Source organism: Burkholderia sp. Bp9090 (assembly GCF_003857985.1).
GTDB lineage: Bacteria > Pseudomonadota > Gammaproteobacteria > Burkholderiales > Burkholderiaceae > Burkholderia.
Map to the genome: position 1 here is coordinate 62,554 of NZ_QTPV01000036.1, position 19,162 is coordinate 81,715.

The 19,162-nt window shown below is 70.0% G+C and carries 15 protein-coding genes and 2 riboswitches; of the genes, 11 read left to right on the plus strand and 4 right to left on the minus strand.

Annotated elements, in window-relative coordinates; translation table 11 throughout:
* Positions 1-18: 18 nt before the first annotated feature.
* From atzF to DIE16_RS26790, 4 genes are read right to left on the minus strand one after another with little or no spacing between them, the layout of a single operon-like run.
* Positions 19-2,025 (minus strand): allophanate hydrolase, encoded by a 2,007-nt coding sequence (gene atzF, locus DIE16_RS26775; protein ID WP_124893722.1) that lies wholly within the window; start codon positions 2,023-2,025, stop codon positions 19-21.
* Positions 2,022-5,612, minus strand: a complete 3,591-nt coding sequence (uca, locus tag DIE16_RS26780; RefSeq protein WP_124893723.1) for an urea carboxylase — start codon at positions 5,610-5,612, stop codon at positions 2,022-2,024. Before uca ends, atzF begins: the two co-directional genes overlap by 4 nt.
* Before the next feature lie 37 nt (positions 5,613-5,649).
* Positions 5,650-6,306, minus strand: a complete 657-nt coding sequence (locus tag DIE16_RS26785; protein ID WP_044848699.1) for an urea amidolyase associated protein UAAP2 — start codon at positions 6,304-6,306, stop codon at positions 5,650-5,652.
* An 11-nt stretch (positions 6,307-6,317) separates the two neighbouring features.
* Positions 6,318-7,073 carry an urea amidolyase associated protein UAAP1 gene (locus tag DIE16_RS26790; protein ID WP_124489568.1) on the minus strand — a complete coding sequence of 252 codons (756 nt, stop codon included), beginning with the start codon at positions 7,071-7,073 and terminating at the stop codon, positions 6,318-6,320.
* A gap of 57 nt (positions 7,074-7,130) precedes the next feature.
* Positions 7,131-7,264, minus strand: a riboswitch (guanidine-I (ykkC/yxkD leader).
* A 457-nt stretch (positions 7,265-7,721) separates the two neighbouring features.
* Positions 7,722-7,843, plus strand: a riboswitch (guanidine-I (ykkC/yxkD leader).
* A 138-nt stretch (positions 7,844-7,981) separates the two neighbouring features.
* Here DIE16_RS26790 and DIE16_RS26800 point away from each other — a divergent pair.
* The 11 genes from DIE16_RS26800 to DIE16_RS26850 all read left to right on the plus strand — a co-directional run.
* Positions 7,982-9,004, plus strand: coding sequence for an ABC transporter substrate-binding protein (locus tag DIE16_RS26800; protein ID WP_124893724.1), 1,023 nt, complete (start codon positions 7,982-7,984; stop codon positions 9,002-9,004).
* Positions 9,005-9,335: 331 nt separating this feature from the next.
* The gene (locus DIE16_RS26805; protein ID WP_221625282.1) at positions 9,336-11,030 is read left to right on the plus strand and encodes a 5-guanidino-2-oxopentanoate decarboxylase; all 1,695 of its coding nucleotides are present in this window, start codon (positions 9,336-9,338) and stop codon (positions 11,028-11,030) included.
* Entirely contained in the window at positions 11,027-12,499 is a 1,473-nt protein-coding gene (locus tag DIE16_RS26810) for an aldehyde dehydrogenase family protein (RefSeq protein WP_124893725.1), read from the plus strand. Before DIE16_RS26805 ends, DIE16_RS26810 begins: the two co-directional genes overlap by 4 nt.
* A gap of 148 nt (positions 12,500-12,647) precedes the next feature.
* Complete coding sequence (locus DIE16_RS26815; protein ID WP_124523434.1) at positions 12,648-13,745, plus strand: PotD/PotF family extracellular solute-binding protein; 1,098 nt, start codon at positions 12,648-12,650, stop codon at positions 13,743-13,745.
* Positions 13,746-13,749: 4 nt separating this feature from the next.
* On the plus strand, positions 13,750-14,676 hold the full coding sequence (locus tag DIE16_RS26820) for an ABC transporter permease (RefSeq protein WP_124893726.1): 927 nt from the start codon (positions 13,750-13,752) through the stop codon (positions 14,674-14,676).
* A complete protein-coding gene (locus tag DIE16_RS26825; protein WP_124893727.1) occupies positions 14,673-15,515 on the plus strand; it encodes an ABC transporter permease in 843 nt (280 codons plus the stop codon). Before DIE16_RS26820 ends, DIE16_RS26825 begins: the two co-directional genes overlap by 4 nt.
* A gap of 40 nt (positions 15,516-15,555) precedes the next feature.
* Complete coding sequence (locus DIE16_RS26830; RefSeq protein WP_124522736.1) at positions 15,556-16,629, plus strand: ABC transporter ATP-binding protein; 1,074 nt, start codon at positions 15,556-15,558, stop codon at positions 16,627-16,629.
* 40 nt (positions 16,630-16,669) lie between these two features.
* Positions 16,670-17,488: a transporter substrate-binding domain-containing protein gene (locus DIE16_RS26835; RefSeq protein WP_124522734.1), complete on the plus strand. Its 819-nt coding sequence runs from the start codon at positions 16,670-16,672 to the stop codon at positions 17,486-17,488.
* 43 nt (positions 17,489-17,531) lie between these two features.
* On the plus strand, positions 17,532-18,296 hold the full coding sequence (locus DIE16_RS26840) for an amino acid ABC transporter permease (protein WP_124522732.1): 765 nt from the start codon (positions 17,532-17,534) through the stop codon (positions 18,294-18,296).
* Positions 18,293-18,949 carry an amino acid ABC transporter permease gene (locus DIE16_RS26845; protein ID WP_124893728.1) on the plus strand — a complete coding sequence of 219 codons (657 nt, stop codon included), beginning with the start codon at positions 18,293-18,295 and terminating at the stop codon, positions 18,947-18,949. The genes DIE16_RS26840 and DIE16_RS26845 overlap by 4 nt, the downstream gene beginning before the upstream one ends.
* A gap of 40 nt (positions 18,950-18,989) precedes the next feature.
* A partial coding sequence (locus tag DIE16_RS26850) for an ATP-binding cassette domain-containing protein (protein WP_124893729.1) occupies positions 18,990-19,162 on the plus strand: 173 nt, incomplete at its 3' end.

Genomic DNA, 19,162 nt, shown 5'->3' on the forward strand with positions numbered 1-19,162 from the left:
CCACGCGCGACCGGGCGTTCATTGCAATGCGCCGCCGGCGGCCTGGGCGCGGTAAGCCCGCCAGCCGCCGAAGCGCGTGATGTCCTGCGCATCGTCGAGCGCCGCGCTTTCACACAGGAAACCCTGCACCCGCGAGCCGTCCGCGAGCGTCAGCGTGCCGATGCCGAGCGGCGCCGCAATCCCGGCGACGAAGCTGCCGTAGGCGTCGACCGGCATCTCCCAGATCTCGACCGCGATCGGCGCGCCGCCGTCCGGCACGCGCACGAGGCCCGGCTTGGCGACGCCGCCGCTGGCCGCCGCGGACAGCGCGTAGAGGCGATAGGCGGCGGCCGTCGTCGTCGCGGCGACGAAACGCGCGCCCCGATCCGTGAGCTGCCCGTTCAGCGGCTCGCCACGCAGATGCGCGCCGACGACGGCCACGCGCACGACACCTGACGACGCGTTGAACGACGCGTTGGACGACGCGTTGGACGACACGCCGGACGACGCGCCAGACGATGCGCCAAACGACACATCGGACGACACATCGGACGACACACCGGACGATGCGCCGGACGCAGGCGCCGCCGGCGCTGACGCCCCGGCATCGCCGACAACCGCATCGCCGCCCGCATCGCCGCCCGCGACGGCGCCACCGACCCACGCCTGCGCGAGATCCAGCAGCCGCGCATCGTCGTGCGCGCGGCCGACGAACGTGATCCCGAACGGCAAACCCGCATGCCGTCCGCTTTCGCACGTGCCGGCCGGCACCGCGATCGCCGACAGGTCGAGCAGGTTGACGAAATTCGTGTAGTAGCCGAAGCGCGAGTTGACGCCGATCGGGTCGGCTTCGAGCGCGTCGACGGTCGCGGTCGTCGCCGAGGTCGGCATCACGATCGCATCGAGCCCGCCCCATGCGCGATCGGCCTCGACGCGCAGCGTCGCGAGCCGGTCGAATGCCGCGAACGCATCGGCCGCGCTGAAACGCGACGCACCGCCGACGATCTCGCGGATCACCGGATGCAGCGCATCGGGTTCCCGCGCGGCGAATGCGCCGATCGCGGCGAGCCGCTCGGCCACCCACGGGCCTTCGTACAGCAGCCGCGCGGCGGCCAGGAACGGGCCGAAGTCGATCTCGACGACCCGCGCGCCGGTCGCGCGCAGGCGTTCGAGCGCAGTACCCCACGCCGCGCGATACGATTCGTCGCCGAAGAACTCGAGCTGATCGGCACGCGGCGCGCCGAAGCGCAACTGCGCGAGCGGCCGCCCCGGATGCGCGCGCAGTCCGTTGGCGCCCGGCAGCGGCTGCCACGCGCGCCCGTACGGATCGCCTTCGGTCACGCCATGCGCGACGTCGAACACGGCCCGCGCATCGGCCGGCGAGTGCGCGAACACCGACACGCAATCGAGCGAGCGGCAGGCCGGCACGACACCGAGCGTGCTCACCACGCCGCGGGTCGGCTTGAGCCCGACGAGGCCGTGGAACGCGGCCGGCACGCGCCCGGAGCCGGCCGTGTCGGTGCCGAGCGAGAAGGTCGCGACGCCGAGCGCGACCGCCACCGCCGACCCGGAACTCGACCCGCCCGACGCATAGCGCGGATCGAGGGCATTGCGGCACGCGCCGTAAGGCGAGCGCTGCCCCGAGAGCCCGGTCGCGAACTGGTCGAGATTGGTCTTGCCGACGGGGATCGCGCCGGCCGCGATCAGCCGCTCGACGACGGGCGCGCTGCGTGCGGGCGTGTACGCATAAGCCGGACAGGCCGCCGTCGTCGGGATGCCCGCGAGGTCGATGTTGTCCTTGATCGCGAACGGCACGCCGTACAGCGGCAGCGTCGCGATGTCGCGCCCGGCGAGCGCGTCGGCATACCGCGTCATCTCCGCGCGCGACAGCGGCCGGATCCACGCGTGATGCGGGTCGCCCGCGTCCAAATGCGCGGCGATCGCGTCGACGAGCGCATGCGGCGTCAGGTCGCCCGCTTCATAGCGCGCGCGCAGCGCGTCAATCGAGCGCAGCCCGGGCGGGAGGGAGCGTTCCGTCGTGTTCATGCGACCTCCTCGGCAGCACCCGCGCGCATCACCATCAGCCGCTGGCCGGCCACCACCGCCGCGCCCGGCGCGCAATCGATCGTCTCGATCGTGCCGTCTTCCGTTGCCGTCACCGCCACCTCCATCTTCATCGACTCGACGATCGCGACGACCTGTCCTTCGGTCACGCGCTCGCCGGCTTCGACCAGCACCTTCCACACGCTGCCCGACACGTCCGCGGCAATCGCCCGCTGCGTGTCGTCGAGCACGCCCGCCGCGCGCGCCGCCTGCCCGTCGCCCGGCTCCGCTTCGCCGACGTATTCCGCCTGCCCGGCCGCCCGCCATCGCTCGCGCTCGGCTTCGAACGCGGTTTGCTGCGCGGCCTTGAACGTCGCGATCGAATCCGCCTCGTCGCGCAGGAAGCGGTTGTATGCGCCAAGATCGAACACGGATTCCTCGATCCTCAGCGCCGCACGGCCCGCGATGAAATCCGCGCGCAGTGCGGTCAGCTCGGCTTCGCTGACTTCGTAGAAGCGGATCTCGTCGAAGAAGCGCAGCAGCCAGGGCTTGCCGGTTTCGAATTCGCGCGTGGTGCGGTGGCGGTTCCACATCTGCACGGTCCGGCCGACGAACTGGTAGCCGCCGGGCCCTTCCATCCCGTACACGCACAGATACGCGCCGCCGATGCCGACCGCGTTCTCCGGCGTCCAGGTGCGCGCGGGGTTGTACTTCGTGGTCACCAGCCGGTGCCGCGGATCGATCGGCGTCGCGACCGGCGCGCCGAGATAGACGTCGCCGAGCCCCATCACCAGATAGCGCGCGTCGAACACGATGCGCTTGACGTCGTCGATGCTCGCCAGCCCGTTGATGCGCCGGATGAACTCGATATTACTCGGGCACCACGGCGCATCGGGCCGCACCGACTGCATGTAGCGCTCGATCGCGATGCGCGTCGACGGGTCGTCCCACGACAGCGGCAGATGCACGATGCGGTTCGGCACGCGCATGTCGGCCACGTCGGGCAGTTCGCGCTCGGCTGCCTGCAGATGCGCGAGCAGCGTGGCGAGCGGCAGCGTCCGCGCGTCGAACTGCACCTGCAGCGAACGAATCCCCGGCGTCAGGTCGAGCATGCCGGGCAGCCGGTGCGCGTCGAGCCAGCACATCAGCGCATGCACGCGAAAGCGCAGGTTCAGGTCGAGCACGAGCGGCCCGTATTCGACCAGCACGTTGCGATCGCCGGAGCGCCGGTACACCACGCCGATGCCGCCGCCGGCCGCCGGATCGCGATGCAGCACGCAATCGTCCGGCGCGCCGGCGGAAGCCGCGGGCACGACCGCGGCGGCAGCAGGCGCGGGCGACACGCGGGCGCGCACGAACTGCACGGTGTCGCCCGGGCGCAACTGCCCGAGCTTCCACAACTCGTCGCGCACGACCGTCACCGGGCACACGAAGCCGCCCAGGCTCGGGCCGTCGGGGCCGAGGATCACCGGCATGTCGCCGGTGAAATCGACCGCACCGATCGCATACGCGTTGTCGTGGATGTTCGACGGATGCAGGCCCGCCTCGCCGCCGTCCACCCGCGCCCATTGCGGCTTCGGGCCGATCAGCCGCACGCCGGTGCGGCTGGAGTTGTAATGGACCGTCCACTGCGTGCCGTAGAGCATCGCGATGTCGTCGGGCGTGAAGAAGTCCGGTGCGCCGTGCGGACCGTCGAGCACGCCGAGCGTCCATGCGTGCGTCAGCGCGGGAACCTCGGCCGCGGCCAGCGTCGCGCCCGCGTCGCCGCGCCCCGCGTCCGCGTGCAGATGCAGCACGTCGCCCTTGCGCAGCGCGCGCCCCGCGTGGCCGCCGAACTGGCCGAGCGTGAAGGTCGCCTTGCTGCCCAGATAGTCGGGCACCTGCAGCCCGCCCTTCACGGCCAGGCATGCGCGCACGCCCGCGCCGGTCACGCCGCCGAGCTTGAGCACCGCGCCGGGCCGCGCGCGCAGCACCTGCCAGAACGGCGCCGGCTCGCCGTCGAGCGTGGCCGCGAGCGGCGCGCCGCCGAGCACGAACAGCGTCGCCGTGTTGAAGCGCAGCGTCGCGCCGACCATCGTGAATTCCAGCCCGGCCGCGTCGCGCGCGTTGCCGAGCAGCGCGTTCGCGAGGTCGAACGCGCGATCGTCCATCGGCCCGGACGGCGGCACGCCGACGCTCCAGTAGCCGACCCGCCCGGGGGCCTGCTGCACGGTGGTCTGCACGCCGCCGTCGAGCACGTCGATCGTGTGCGGCGCGAACGCGAAGCGCGACAGGAATGCCGTCGTCGGCGCGCCGCGCGCGAACGTGTCCGAGCCGGCGATCGCGCGCAGGTAGTCGAGGTTGGTCTCGATCCCGTACAGCTCGGTACGCGCGAGCGCGGCCTGCAATGCGGCCAGCGCGTCGCGCCGCGTATCGCCGCGCACGATCAGCTTCGCGAGCAGCGGATCGTAATGCGCGCTGATCTCGGTGCCCGCCTCGATCCAGCCGTCGACGCGCACGTCGTCCGGAAACACGACGTGCGTGAGCAGGCCGGCGCTCGGCAGGAACTGCTTGTGCGGATCCTCCGCATACAGCCGCACCTGGATGCTCGCGCCGCGCGGCGCGACGGCGAGCGTGTCGAGCGGCGGCAGGTCGCCTTCGGCCTGCAGGATCATCCACTCCACGAGATCGACGCCCGTCACCGCTTCGGTCACGCAATGCTCGACCTGCAGGCGCGTATTCACCTCGAGGAAATAGAACTGGCGCGCGTTCGCGTCGAACACGAATTCGACCGTGCCGGCCGATGCGTAGCCGACCGCGCGGGCGAGCCGCACCGCGCTCGCGTGCAGCACGTCGCGCTCGGCATCGGTCAGGTCCGGCGCGGGCGTCTCCTCGATCACCTTCTGGTTGCGGCGCTGCACCGAGCAATCGCGTTCGCCGAGCGCGATCGCGCCGCCCCGGCCGTCGCCGAAGATCTGCACTTCGATGTGCCGCGCGTGTTCGACGAACTTCTCGAGATAGACGCCCGCATGCGCGAAGTTCGCGTTGCCGAGCCGCACGACGGATTCGAACGCTGCCTCGAGCTGCGCGGCATCGCGGCAGAGCGACATGCCGATCCCGCCGCCGCCCGCGGTGCTTTTCAGCATCACCGGATAGCCGATCGCGCCGGCTTCGGCGAGCGCCGTCGCCACGTCGTCGAGCAGGCCCGTGCCCGGCAACAGCGCGACGCCCTGTGCGGCGGCGAGCGCGCGCGCGGTGTGCTTGAGGCCGAACGCGCGCATGTGATCGCCGCGCGGGCCGATGAAGCGCAGGCCCGCCGCTTCGCATGCATCGGCGAAGCCCGCATGCTCGGACAGGAAGCCGTAGCCGGGATGCACGGCCTGCGCGCCGGTCTCGCGCGCGGCGGCGAGGATCGCCGCGACGTTCAGGTAGCTGTCGGCGGCCGGCGCCGGCCCGACCCGCACGGCTTCGTCGGCGAGCGCCACGTGACGCGCGTCGCGATCGGCGTCCGAATAGATCGCGACCGACGCGATGCCGAGCCGCTTCAGCGTGCGGATCACGCGGCATGCGATTTCGCCGCGGTTCGCGACGAGGACTTTGGCGAATCTCATGCGGCCTCCCGCGAACGATGGCGAGCGTGGGCGAAGTTCATTCGGCCTCCCAGATCGTGAGTCGCACGGGCGTCGGGTTGTAGCCGTTGCACGGGTTGTTGAGCTGCGGGCAGTTCGAGATCAGCACCGTGACGTCCATCTCCGCGCGCATCTCGACGTACTTGCCGGGCGCGGAAATGCCATCCTCGAACGTGAGCCCGCCGAGCGGCGTGACGGGGACGTTCATGAAGAAGTTGACGTTGCCGACGAGGTCGCGCTTGCCGAGCCGCGCACCCGCGCCGCACGTGCAGTGCGCGATCGCGTTGAGGAAGCTGTCGCGGCAGTTGTGCATGTAGCGCTTGTCGAGCGCATAGCGCACGGTATTGCTCTCGGCCGCGCACGCGCCGCCGAGCGTGTCGTGGCGCCCGCACGTGTCGGCGACGATCGTCACCATCGGGTTGCCCCGGCTGGACAGCAGCACGCTGCCCGCGCTCAGGTACAGGTTGCGCTGCGCGCGAATCGTGTCCTGCGCGCTGTAGCGCTCCTCGGTGTCGTCGGTGCGGTAGAACAACGTGTCGACCGCCTGGTTGCCTTCCAGGTCGAGGATGCGGAAGACCTGGCCGCGTTTCAGGTCGTGCAGCCACGGTTCGCCCGCGTTCAGCGTGGTGTCGTGGATCGCGTCGCGCGGGTCGAGACGGCTTTCGATGATCGGCATGGTCCGGCTCCTTACGCGAACAGGCGGTCGGTGTTGGTGAAGCCGCGCATGTTTTCGGCGCACGCGCGCCGGCACGGGTCGTCCTCGGGCGCGGCGCCGTCCGCCGGATACGCGCGGTACGCGATCAGCTTCACGGGCTTCGGCGCATAGTCCGTGCGCGGATCGAGCGGATGCGGCGCGGTCGAGAACGCCGCGAGCGTGTTCATCTCGAAGCGCAGGTCGAGCGCGCTGCCGGCCGGCGAATGTCCGGCGACGAAATCGAGCGTGCCGTCGTCGCGCGTGTCGAGCCGGCTGAAGAAGTTGACGTTCGCGGCGAGATCGCGCGCTGACAGTCCGTATTTCGCGAGCTCGAGCACGAGGCTGTCGCGGCCGTTGCGGATCATCGCGTTGCGATCGGCCTGGTACGAGCTCGTGCCGTACTTGTGCGCGAACAACCGCGCATCGCCGACGCCGCCGAGCGGGTCGTGCCAGCCGAGCGTGTCGGCCGTGATCGACGCGATCACGCGCCCCATGTCCGTGTACAGCGCATGGCCGCGCGTGAGATGCGCGGTGTGCTGCGCCTTCAGCGTATCGGCCATGTTGTAGCGTTCGAGCGGGTCTTCCTGGCGATGAAACACGGCGGACAGGTTCGCGCCGCCGTCGACGTCGACGAGGCGCAGCGCGAGGCCGCGGCGCAGGATGCCGGACCAGTGGGTGCCTGCGGGAATCAGCGTTTCCCACACGACGTGCGGCGGCGGGGCAAGGAGGGCTTGGGGGCTCGGCGACATGGCGGCTCCGTGGAGGGTTGGACAAAAGGCGTGAGAGGGCGACCGAACGACATCGCGACCTCCCGGGCTTTTATCCCTCCGTGGAGCCTCGCCGTTTCCTCGAATCGAGGCGAAGGCAAGACCGGATTGCTCTCGGACCAGTCATCGCGCGGCGCGAACGCCGCACGACCGGAACCCTAGCGATCCTGAAGATGATGCAAATTGCTTCGCACCTCTCGAGCGTCAATCTAGCGAGTTGCGTGCCAGCCGCCGTGCAACGACCACACGACGACCGCGCAACGACCGCACGACGCGGCACGACGGCGCGACGACCCGCGGCATGCACGAGTCGGCGGCGACGACGGCTTGCCCTCGCAGCGGGCGTGCGGCGCACCATGCGCATGCGATCGCGCACCGGCGCAGTGCGGATCGTGCGCACCTGCGCCGCGCGTTCGGCAATGGCATGGGCATTGCTGAACGGATGCATCGTCACTCGATATCTCACGCGTCATGAACAAGCTCGACCTGCTCCGGCGCGCATTGAGCGCGCTGTTCTCCGCCCGCTTCATCGAACTTCAGCGCGCCGCGCGGCGCCGTTGAATCGCGTGACCGCGTGCCATTGGCACGCTTCTCGCTCGGCATGACGCCGAGAGGTGCGGCAGCGTCGCATCTTAGGGGTGCTAGGGTTCCGGTTCATCGAACGTCTGGTCCGAGAGCAGCCCGGCGCGGGTGCGTCCGATCGCGAGACCGGACGCACCCGCGCTACACGGCGGGACAAAAGCCCGGGAGATTGGCGATGGCAACGGCCGTCGCGCCTCTCCGTGGCCGCTTCGTTCGTTCCGCATCCGCAGGAACCGGCCACGCGGCCGGACCGCGCACAGGCGCGGTCCGAATCGACGATCCCGATCCCGGTCTCCTGGAGAACAACGATGACCCGTCCCGCCCCGGCGCTCCGCCGCCTGCCGTCCCTCCGTTTCGTCCGTCATGCACTGGGGGCCGCCGTCACGGCCGCCGCGCTGTTGACGGCGCCCGCCGTGCACGCGGCCGCGCCGCTGAAGATCGGCTACAGCGACTGGCCCGGCTGGGTCGCGTTCCAGGTCGCGCTCGACAAGGGCTGGTTCAAGGAAGCCGGCGTCGACGTCGACTTCGAATGGTTCGATTATTCGGCGTCGCTCGACGCGTTTTCCGCGGGCAAGCTCGACGCGGTCGCGGCGACCAACGGCGATGCGCTCGTCACCGGCGCGGCCGGCGCGAAGAACGTGATGATCCTGCTGACCGACTATTCGGCCGGCAACGACATGATCGTCGCGAAGCCGCCGCTGCGCACCGTCGAAGGCCTGAAGGGCAAGAAGGTCGGCGTCGAGCTCGGCCTGGTCGATCACCTGCTGCTCGAAACCGCGCTGCAGAAGCACGGGCTCAAGGACGGCGACGTCACGCTCGTGAATGCGAAAACCAACGAACTGCCGCAGGTGCTCGGCTCGTCGTCCGACATCGCCGCGGTGGCCGCCTGGCAGCCGAACGCGGGCGAGGCGCTGAAGCGCGCGCCGGGCGCACGGGCGATCTTCACGTCGGCGGATGCGCCGGGGCTGATCTACGATGCGATCACGGTCGCGCCGGCGAGCCTCGCCGCGCGCCGGGCCGACTGGGCGAAGGTGGTCAAGGTCTGGTACCGCTGCGTCGCGTACATCAACGACCCGAAGACGCAGGCCGACGCGGTCAGGATCATGTCCGCGCGTGTCGGGCTCGCGCCGGAACAATACCTTCCGCTGCTGAAGGGCACGCACCTGCTCGACGAGGCTGCCGCGAAGCGTGCGTTCCGCAAGGGCGACGGGCTCGACTCGATCTATGGCTCGACGCGCAACGCGAATGCGTTCAACGTGCGTAACGCCGTGTACAAACAGTCGCAGGACGTCGACGCGTATATCGATCCGCGCTTCACCGCGCCGCACTGACCGTCGCGGGTTCGCCTGCAGGCCGGGCCGGGCATGCCGGTGACGGGTCCGGCCCGCTCACCACGGACATCCGGGCACGCGCGTGCCCGATGGAAATCGAAGCAGCAGGACGCGGGAATCGTGCGCGGGCCGAACGGTTCCCGCGCATGCCGACCGCTCGCCGCGGCAAGCGTCCGGCCGTCGGCGAGCCTCGACACCGCCATGCACGGCGCTCATGCGCTGCATGAAAACTAATCGATTGTTGGCAGCGCCGATCGACCCCGACAATCCGCTTCATGCCCGTTGCTTGCGGTACGGGCCACTCCCCCTCCCAATCGGCACGTCACGATCCATGAACCATCCCGCCCCTGTCTCCTGCATTGCCGAGGCCTGCGCGGCCACGGCCGCTCCGTTCCATGCGCGCCCCCGCACCTGCGGCGAAGCGCTCGTCGATCTTCTCGAACGCCAGGGTGTCGAATGCGTGTTCGGCATTCCCGGCGTGCATACCGTCGAGCTCTATCGCGGCCTCGCCGCATCGTCGATCCGTCATGTGACGCCGCGCCACGAACAGGGGGCCGGATTCATGGCCGACGGCTATGCCCGCGTCACCGGCCGGCCGGGCGTCTGCTTCATCATCACCGGGCCGGGGATGACCAATATCGCGACCGCGATGGCACAGGCCTACGCGGACTCGATTCCGATGCTGGTGATCTCGAGCGTCAACGCGCGGCGCGAGCTCGGCAGCGGCGACGGCCGCCTGCACGAGCTGCCGTCGCAGCGCGACGTGTTCGCGGGGCTCACCGCGTTCTCGCACACGCTGCTCGACGCGGCCGACCTGCCGCAGGTCCTCGCGCGCGCCTTCGCGGTGTTCGAAAGCGCGCGTCCGCGCCCCGTGCATATCGAGATCCCGCTCGACGTGATCGTGATGCCGGCGCCCGCGCTGCCCGCCACGCCGCTCGCGCTGCCCGCGCGCCCCGCGCCGGATGCGAACGCGCTCGCGGCAGCCGCCGACCTGCTCGCTCAGGCCCGGCGGCCGCTGATCCTGGCCGGCGGCGGCACGATCCACGCCGCGACGGAACTGCGCGAACTCGCCGAACGCCTGCACGCGCCCGTCGCGCTGACGATCAACGCGAAGGGCCTGCTGCCGGCCGGCCACCCGTTGCTGATCGGCTCCACCCAGTCGCTGCCGGCCACGCGCGCGGCGATCCGCGAGGCCGACGTGGTGCTCGCGGTCGGCACCGAACTCGGCGAAACCGATTACGACGTCACGTTCGACGGCGGCTTCGCGATCGACGGCCGGCTGATCCGCATCGACATCGACGCGCAACAGCTGATGCGCAATGCGCGCGCCGAAATCGCCATCGCCGGCGATGCGCGGCTGGCGCTCGGCGCGCTGTCGACCCGCCTGCACGAACGGCCGGCGCCGGCACCCGAGCCCGGCTGGGGCGCGCCGCGGGTGGCCGCCGTGCGCGCCGCGATCGCGGCCGGCCACGACGGCGCCGCGCGTGCCCAGGCACGGCTGATCGACACCATCGTCACCGCGCTGCCCGGCGCGATCATCGCCGGCGATTCGACGAGCCCCGTCTACGTCGGCAATTTCACGCACGATGCGCCGGCACCGCGCAGCTGGTTCAACTCGTCGACCGGCTACGGCACGCTCGGCTACGGGCTGCCGGCCGCGATCGGCGCAAAGCTCGCCGCGCCTGCGCGGCCCGTGGTGTGCCTGATCGGCGACGGCGGCCTGCAGTTCACGCTGCCGGAGCTCGCGAGCGCGGTCGAGGCTCGCGTGCCGGTGATCGTGATCGTCTGGAACAACCGCGGTTACGGCGAGATCCGCAAATACATGGTCGAGCGCGACATCACGCCGGTCGGCGTCGATCCGTATACGCCCGATTTCCAGACGCTCGCACGCGGCTTCGGCTGCGCGGCGCAGGCAGTCGCGACGCCCGACGCGCTGGCCGACGCGCTGCGCGATGCGACGGCACGCCCGATGCCGACCGTGATCGAAATCGACGAGGCAACCTGGTTCGAACAGGTGCGGCGATGAGCACGACACCGGATCTCGCGTTCGATCCGCCGCTGCATACGCGCCACTTCATCGACGGCACGTGGCGCACGAGCGTCAGCGGCGCGACGCTGCCCGTCGTCGACCCGTCGACGGAAATGGTCATCGCCGACGTCAGCGCAGGCGGCGACGCCGACGTCGAGCATGCCGTGCAAGCCGCCTCGCGCGCGTTTCGCGACTGGAAACGCACGACCGGCGCCACACGCGCGGCGCTGCTGCGTGCCATCGCGCGCGGCGTCGACGCACGGCGCACGCGGCTCGCGACACTGCAGTCGCTCAACAACGGCAAGCCGTTCGCCGAAGCCGAGATCGACGTCGCCGACGTGATCGCCACCTTCGACTACTACGCGGGCCTCGCGGATGCCCTCGACACCGACGGCGAAACCGAGATCGCGCTGCCCGGCGGCGACCATCGCGCGTGGATCCGGCGCGAACCGGCCGGCGTCGCCGCGCTGATCGTGCCGTGGAATTTCCCGATGGTCACGACCGCATGGAAGCTCGCGCCCGCGCTCGCCGCCGGCTGCACCGTCGTGCTGAAGCCGTCCGAGATCACGCCGCTGCCCGAGCTCGAACTCGCCGCGATCGTCGCCGAAGCGGGCCTGCCGCCCGGCGTGCTGAACGTCGTGACGGGCACCGGCCACGAGGTCGGTGCCCGGCTGTGCGCGCATCCGCTCGTCGCGAAGGTGTCGTTTACCGGCAGCACGGCGGTCGGCGCGCAGGTCATGAAGACGGCCGCGGACACGATCAAGGGCGTCGGTCTCGAACTCGGCGGCAAATCGTCGATCGTCGTGTTCGACGACGCCGACCTCGATCACGCGGTCGAACTGATCGCGGGCGGCGGCCTGTTCAACGCCGGGCAGATGTGTTCGGCGACCTCGCGCGTGCTCGTGGCCGCCCCGCTCGCCGACGACCTGATCGCGCGCCTCGCGCGACGGATCGAGACGACCGTCGTCGGCCCGCCGTTCGCACCCGGCGTGCAGATGGGCCCGTTGACGAACCGCGCGCAATACGAACGCGTGAAGCGCCACATCGCACAGGGCCGCGCCGATGGCGCGCGGCTCGTGACGGGCGGCGACGCGCTCGCCGGCCCCGGCTACTTCATCCGGCCCGCGCTGTTCGCCGACGTGCCGGCCGGCTGCGCGCTATGGCGCGACGAAATTTTCGGGCCGGTGCTGTGCGTGCGCGCGTTCGACGCCGAGGACGACGCGATCGCGGCCGCCAACGATACCGAATACGGGCTCGTCGCAACCGTCGTCACGCGCGACGCCGAGCGCGGCAGGCGGGTCGCCAATGCGCTCGAGGCGGGCGTCGTGTGGATCAACACACCGCAACTGATCTATCCGCAAACCTCATGGGGCGGCTACAAGCGCAGCAGCGTCGGGCGCGAGCTCGGCCCGTTCGGGCTGGCCGCCTTCCAGGAGATCAAGCAGGTCATGACGGCGGCCCGCTGAGGCCGGCGACCCATGCGTTTATGTCATGGCGCGCATGCGGATATTTCGTTTGTTGCGGAAATTTGACCTCCCTACAGTTCATCCACACCCGCGCCGCCATCCGGCGACCGGCATCGAACCACACGGCATCGTTCATCAGGAGACGGCCATGCAACACTTCAAGGCGGGCAGAAGGCAGGTGATCAAAACCCTCGGCACGGCACTCGCCGCATCCGCCATTCCGATGCCGTTCATCAGGACTGCGAAGGCTCAGTCGGGCAGCTTCGCGGGCAAGACGCTGCGCCTGCTCACCTGGTCCGACGATACCGGCGCGGCGGCGCTGCGCAACATCGCGGAAACTTTCAGCAAGCAGACCGGCGCGCGCGTGATCGCCGATCGCGCGGACGGCACGTCGGGGATGGTCGCGAAGGTCAAGGCCGCGGGCGAGCGGCCGACCTACGACGTCATCACGCTCGCGGGCGTCGGCGCGGCCGGCCTCGCCGACGCCGGCCTGCTCGCGAAGCCCGACCTGAACCGGCTGCCGAACCTGAAGGACGTCGCGCCGCAATACCGCACGGGCGCGAACGGCTTCGGCATCGGCTACCTGCTGTGGTCGGACGGGCTGATCTACAACACGGCGACCGTGAAGAGCGCGCCGTCGAGCTACGAGGCACTGTGGGATCCGAAATATGCCGGGCGGCTGTTCCTGCCGCCGCCGGAGTGGGCCGAAGCGGTCGACCTCGCGATCATCGCCGCGAAGCTGGCCGGCGGCTCGCAGCAGAACATCGATCCCGGGTTCAGAAAGCTCGCGCAGCTCAAGGATCGTGTGATGACCCTCGGCGAGAACCCGAACCAGGTCGCCGACCTGTTCCGCACCGGCTCGCTCGACATCGGCGGCATCTATTCGCCGGCGTTCTTCCCGGACCAGATCCGCAAGCCCGACTACAAGATGGGCGTGACGTACGGAATGAAGGAAGGCTTCGCGACGCAACTGATGTTCACGGTGATCCCGAAGGCGCATCCGGGCGACCTCGACCTGATCCACGCGTTCATCAACCATTCGCTCGACGCGGGCGTGCAGGGCCGGATGGCGGCCGACGTGCTGAACGGGCCCGTGAACGGCAAGGCCGTGATTCCCGCGGAAAGCCGCGCGTTCGTGCCGTCGCCGCAGCAGATCGCGGAGAAGGCCGTGCTGCACGACGACAAGGCGCTCGCCGTCGTCCAGCCGGCGTGGATCAAGCGCTACACGGGCCTCTTCGCGGCGTAACGACATGGCCTCCCTGTCCTCCCCCCGCGACGCGGCGCCGGCCGCCGGCACACCGGCCGGCGCCGGCTCGGACGCCGGGCCCGCGCTGGCCGGCGTGCCGCCGTGGCTGCTGCTCGCGCCGATCCTCGCGTTCCTCGCGGTGCTCGCCGCCGCGACGCTCACCGTGTTGCGCATGAGCGTCGGCGTATCCGGCGACGAATGGCGGACCTTCACGCTGCAGAATTACGCCGATCTCGCGGACCCGTACTTCACGAAATCGCTGTGGCTCACGCTGCGCCTCGCGTTCCAGAGCATGGTGTGCGCGGTGCTGCTCGCGATCCCGGTCGCGCTCGCGATGGCGCGCACCGAATCGCGGCTCGCGCGCCGGCTGATGCTCGCCGGCGTGTTGCTGCCGCTGCTCGTGAACCTGCTGCTGCAAGGTTATGGCTGGCTCGTGATGCTCGGCCCGGCGGGATTGCTCAATCGCGCGCTGCTGGCCTCGGGCGTCGTCGACCGGCCGCTGCAACTGCTGTACCGCGAGCACGGCGTGCTGCTCGGGCTGATCCAGACCGCGTTCCCGCTCGCCGTGCTGCCACTGTCGAGCGCGCTGCGTGCGGTGTCCCGCGCCTACGACGAAGCCGCCGCGACGCTCGGCGCGAGCCGCTGGCAGACGCTGCGGCACGTGACGCTGCCGCTCGCGATGCCCGGCCTCGTCGCCGGCGCGCTGCCCGTGTTCGCATACAACGCCAGCGCATTCGCGGTGCCGCTGCTGCTCGGCGGCCGACGCGTGCCGATGCTCGCGGTGCTCGTGCACGACCAGGTCGCGCCGCTGCTCAACTGGCCCGCCGCGTCGGCATCGGGCGTCGTGCTGATGGCCGCGACGCTCGTCGTGATGGCGGTGTCCCAGCGCCTCGTGCGCACCCTGCAACGTGCCGGCGAGGTGAGCCGATGAATACCCTGCTCTTGCGTACGCCCCTGCCCGGCCGCCTCGGTCGCGCGACGGGCGCGCTCGCGACGCTCGTGCTGTTGCTCGCCGCACTGCCGATCCTCACGATGATCACGATGTCGTTCGGCGCATCGGGCACGCTCGAATTCCCGCCGCGCGAGTTCAGCCTGCACTGGTATCGCGCCGCCTGGCAGACGTTCGTGTCGTCCGATGCGGGCAGCGCGCAGTCGATGGGCGCCGCGTTGACGACCAGCCTCGTCGTCGCGGTCGCGACGATGCTGATCGCGACCGCCGTGTCGGTGCCCGCGGCCTACGCGCTGTCGCGCTGCCGCTTCCGCGGCAAGGCGCTCGTCGAGCAGCTCGTCGCGTTGCCGATCGTCTATCCGCTCGTGATGCTCGGCCTCGCGCTGCTGATCGTGTTCAACGCGCTGCCGGTCGAGCTCGGCATCGTGCGGCTCGTGGTCGCGCACGTGATCCTGACGCTGCCGTTCACCGTGAAGAACTGCGCGGCCTCGGTTGCGTCGATCGGCCCCGACTTCGAGGAAGCCGCGTGCGTGATGGGCGCGAGCCCGCGGCGCGCGCTCGTCGACGTCGTGCTGCCGCTGATGCGGCCCGGGATTCTCGCCGGGATGCTGTTCGCGTTCATCGTGTCGTTCAACGAATTCACGGTGACGTTCTTCCTGTACAGCATCGACACGATGACCCTGCCGGTCTGGCTCTACAGCCGCACCGTGTCGTCGCTCGATCCGACCGTGTTCTGCTTCGCCGTGTTCACGGTCGCGATCGACTTCGCGCTGATCTGGATGCTCGAAAAACTCGTCGGCGACAAGGGCGTCGCGCTCTGATGCGCGCACGGCCTCGCCCTCGACCATGCAAGGAACCGTCATGACCCAGCTCATCCTCCAGAACGTGACCAAGCGCTTCCATCAGGCGTATGCGGTCGATCACGTCGACCTGTCGGTACCGGACGGCAAGCTCGTCTGCTTTCTCGGCCCGTCCGGCTGCGGCAAGACCACGCTGATGCGGATCATCGCCGGCCTCGACACGCCGACCTCCGGCACGGTGACGTTCGCCGGCCGCGACCTCACGCACGTGCCCGCCAACCGGCGCGACTTCGGCATGGTGTTCCAGTCGCTCGCGCTGTTTCCGCACATGACGGTCGCGCAGAACATCGCGTACCCGCTGCGGCTGCGCAAGACGGACCGGGCCGCGCAGGCGCGGCGCGTCGCCGAGCTGCTGGAGCTGATCCAGCTGCCGCACATGGCCGACCGGCTCGTCACGCAGCTGTCGGGCGGGCAGCGCCAGCGCGTCGCGATCGCGCGCGCGATCGCGTCGTCGCCGCGCCTGCTGCTGCTCGACGAGCCGCTGTCGGCGCTCGACGCGAAGCTGCGCGAGGCGATGCAGGTCGAGATCCGGCTGCTCCAGCAACGGCTCGGCATCACGACCATCATGGTCACGCACGACCAGCGCGAAGCGATGACGATGGCCGACGAGATCGTCGTGATGGAGAAAGGCCGCATCCAGCAGGTCGGCCGGCCGCTCGACATCTATCGCGACCCGGTCAACGAATTCGTCGCCGACTTCATCGGCCTCGGCAACATCCTGCCGGTCGCGCGCGACGGCGACGACGCGATCGTCCTGCCGGGCGGACAGCGCCTCTCGATAGGGCGCGCGCCCGACACGCCACGCGCGCCCGACGCCGTGCGCCTGCTGATTCGTCCCGAGGACGTATGCGTGCGACCGGGCGCGACGGCGTCGGGCGCGCCGAACACGCTCGCCGGCACGATCACGTTCGTGCGCGACGTCGGCGCGTCGATCGAGGCGACCATCGATTGCCGCGGCTTCACGCTGACGGCCGCGACCACGCCGCGCGAGACACCCGACCTGCACGTCGGCATGCCGGTTGCCGCCGAACTGCCGGCACACGCATGCAAGCTGATCGCCGCACGCGGCGTCTGATTTTCCTTTCGTTCCCCAACGCAGCAACAAGGATCCCGCCATGAACGCATCGACCCAAGCCAACCGCCTCGTGCGACGCCTGCTCGCCCGCACCGCCCTCCTCTGCGCCTGCGCCGCCGGCGTGGCCGCCGTCGCGCCGCTCGCGCACGCCGACGCGCTCGACACGATCGCCAAATCGGGCGTCGTGCGCATCGGCGTGTTCGAGGACTACCCGCCGTTCGGTTCGATCGGCCCCGACATGAAGCCGCAGGGCTACGACATCGACATGGCGAACCTGATCGGCAAGGCGCTCAACGCGAAGGTCGAACTCGTGCAGGTCACCGGCGACAACCGGATGGCGTATCTCGCCGACCGCAAGACCGACATGCTGCTGTCGGTCGGACAGACGCCGGAGCGCGCGAAGGTGATCGACTTCTCGAACGCGTATGCGCCGTACTACCTCGCGGTATTCGGCCCGAAGTCGCTCGCCGTGAAGGGCAACGCGGATCTCGCCGGCAAATCGGTCGCGGTCGCGCGCGGCACGCTCGAGGACCTGAGCATCAGCAAGGTCGCGCCGCCGAGCGCGACGATCAAGCGCTTCGACGACCCGAACGGCGCGATCGCGGCGTTCCTGTCGGGACAGGCGCAACTGCTGGTGGTGGGCAACGACGTGGGCGCCACGATCATCGCGCGTCATCCGTCGATCGATCCGGAACAGAAGTTCTCGCTGTTCAGCTCGCCCGACCACGTCGGCCTGAACAAGAACGAGCCGCGCCTGATGCAGAAGGTCAACGACGCGATCGCCGGCGCAAAGAAGAACGGCACGCTGAACACCCTGTCGCAGAAGTGGCTGCACGCTGCCCTGCCGGCCGATCTGTGATGCGCAGCGCCTTCGCCCCGCACGCTCGACCCAAGGCATCGCGATGAGCTACGTGTTCGACTTCAGCGATTTCGGTCTCTACGCCGGCATGCTCGCGCGCGGCGTCGGCGTGACGCTCGCCCTGACCGCGGCCGCGACCGTGCTCGGCGGCCTGCTCGGCACCGGCGGCGCGTGGATCGCGCTCGCCGGCCCGCGCTGGGCGCGCGCGCTCGTCGCGTCCTACGTCGAGCTGATCCGCAATACGCCGTTCCTGGTCCAGTTGTTCTTCATCTTCTTCGGGCTGCCCGCGCTCGGCGTACACCTCGACGAAGCGCAAGCGGCCGTGCTCGCGATGACGGTCAACCTGGGTGCCTATGCGGTCGAGATCCTGCGCGCCGGGATCGAATCGGTGCCGCACGGGCAAGTGCAGGCCGCGCGGGCGCTCGGGCTGCACGGCCGGCAGGTGTTCGGCCACGTCGTGCTGCCGCAGGCGCTCGCGAACGTGTACCCCGCGCTGCTCGGGCAGGTCCTGATCGTGATGCTCGGCTCGGCGGTCGTGTCGCAGATCTCGGTGCCCGACCTGACCTACGCGGCCAACTTCATCCAGTCGCGCAACTTCCGCGCGTTCGAGATCTACATCGTCGTGACCGCGATCTACCTGCTGCTGTCGATCGCGCTGCGCATGCTGCTCAATCGCGTCGGCCGGCGGCTGTTCGCCGGTCGCACGCGCCACGGCGCGGCTGCCGCACCGCGGCGCACGCGGGTTGCCCGCTTCACGTGGCGCGCCCGCTCCCCTGAAACCCACCTGCCGACGGAACGTGCGCGATGATCGAATTCACCTTCCAGGATATTGCATGGAACCTGCTGCTCGCCACGCGCTGGACCGTGCTGCTGTCGCTGATCACGTTCGCCGGCGGCGGCCTCGCCGGGTTCGCGCTGCTGGCGATGCGCATCTCGCCCGTGCCGGCGCTGCGCCGCTTCGTGATCCTGTACATCGAACTGTTCCAGGGCACGCCGTTGCTGATGCAACTGTTCCTCGGCTTCTTCGGATTGCCGCTGGTCGGCATCGACGTGACGCCGTGGGTCGCGGCGTCGGTCGTGCTGACGCTGAATGCCAGCGCCTGTCTGGCCGACATCTGGCGCGGCTGCGTCGACGCGGTCCCGCACGGCCAGTGGCACGCGGCGGCCAGCCTCGGCATGACGTGGACCCAGCGGCTGCGCTACGTGGTATGGCCGCAGGCGTGGAAGATCGCGCTCGCCCCGACCGTCGGTTTCCTCGTGCAGGCGGTGAAGAGCACCGCGCTCACGTCGATCATCGGGCTGACCGAACTGACCAAGACCGGCAACATCATCACCAACGCGGTATTCAAGCCGTTTCCGATCTATGCGATGGTCGCGCTGCTGTACTTCGCGATGTGCTTCCCGCTGACGTGGTATGCGCGCACGCTCGAGCGCCGCTATCGCGTCGCGAAGGCGCGCTGAACCGGCGCCGCGCGCGCCTCATTACGATGCAGGGACTTTCATGATTTCCATCAGCAACGTTTCCAAGTGGTACGGCCAGTTTCAGGTCCTCGCCGAGTGCACGACCGAGGTCAAGAAAGGCGAGGTGGTGGTCGTCTGCGGCCCGTCCGGCTCGGGCAAGTCGACGCTGATCAAGACCGTGAACGGCCTCGAGCCGTTCCAGCAGGGCGAGAT

What these genes read in the sequence shown, in the direction of transcription:
- atzF (WP_124893722.1), bottom strand. Translation starts at nt 2,025, where the DNA reads ATGAACACGACGGAACGCTCCCTCCCGCCCGGGCTGCGCTCGATTGAC.
- DIE16_RS26805 (WP_221625282.1), top strand. Translation starts at nt 9,336, where the DNA reads ATGAACCATCCCGCCCCTGTCTCCTGCATTGCCGAGGCCTGCGCGGCC.
- DIE16_RS26800 (WP_124893724.1), top strand. Translation starts at nt 7,982, where the DNA reads ATGACCCGTCCCGCCCCGGCGCTCCGCCGCCTGCCGTCCCTCCGTTTC.
- DIE16_RS26815 (WP_124523434.1), top strand. Translation starts at nt 12,648, where the DNA reads ATGCAACACTTCAAGGCGGGCAGAAGGCAGGTGATCAAAACCCTCGGC.
- DIE16_RS26820 (WP_124893726.1), top strand. Translation starts at nt 13,750, where the DNA reads ATGGCCTCCCTGTCCTCCCCCCGCGACGCGGCGCCGGCCGCCGGCACA.
- DIE16_RS26840 (WP_124522732.1), top strand. Translation starts at nt 17,532, where the DNA reads ATGAGCTACGTGTTCGACTTCAGCGATTTCGGTCTCTACGCCGGCATG.
- DIE16_RS26810 (WP_124893725.1), top strand. Translation starts at nt 11,027, where the DNA reads ATGAGCACGACACCGGATCTCGCGTTCGATCCGCCGCTGCATACGCGC.
- DIE16_RS26790 (WP_124489568.1), bottom strand. Translation starts at nt 7,073, where the DNA reads ATGTCGCCGAGCCCCCAAGCCCTCCTTGCCCCGCCGCCGCACGTCGTG.
- DIE16_RS26835 (WP_124522734.1), top strand. Translation starts at nt 16,670, where the DNA reads ATGAACGCATCGACCCAAGCCAACCGCCTCGTGCGACGCCTGCTCGCC.
- DIE16_RS26830 (WP_124522736.1), top strand. Translation starts at nt 15,556, where the DNA reads ATGACCCAGCTCATCCTCCAGAACGTGACCAAGCGCTTCCATCAGGCG.
- DIE16_RS26825 (WP_124893727.1), top strand. Translation starts at nt 14,673, where the DNA reads ATGAATACCCTGCTCTTGCGTACGCCCCTGCCCGGCCGCCTCGGTCGC.
- DIE16_RS26845 (WP_124893728.1), top strand. Translation starts at nt 18,293, where the DNA reads ATGATCGAATTCACCTTCCAGGATATTGCATGGAACCTGCTGCTCGCC.
- uca (WP_124893723.1), bottom strand. Translation starts at nt 5,612, where the DNA reads ATGAGATTCGCCAAAGTCCTCGTCGCGAACCGCGGCGAAATCGCATGC.
- DIE16_RS26785 (WP_044848699.1), bottom strand. Translation starts at nt 6,306, where the DNA reads ATGCCGATCATCGAAAGCCGTCTCGACCCGCGCGACGCGATCCACGAC.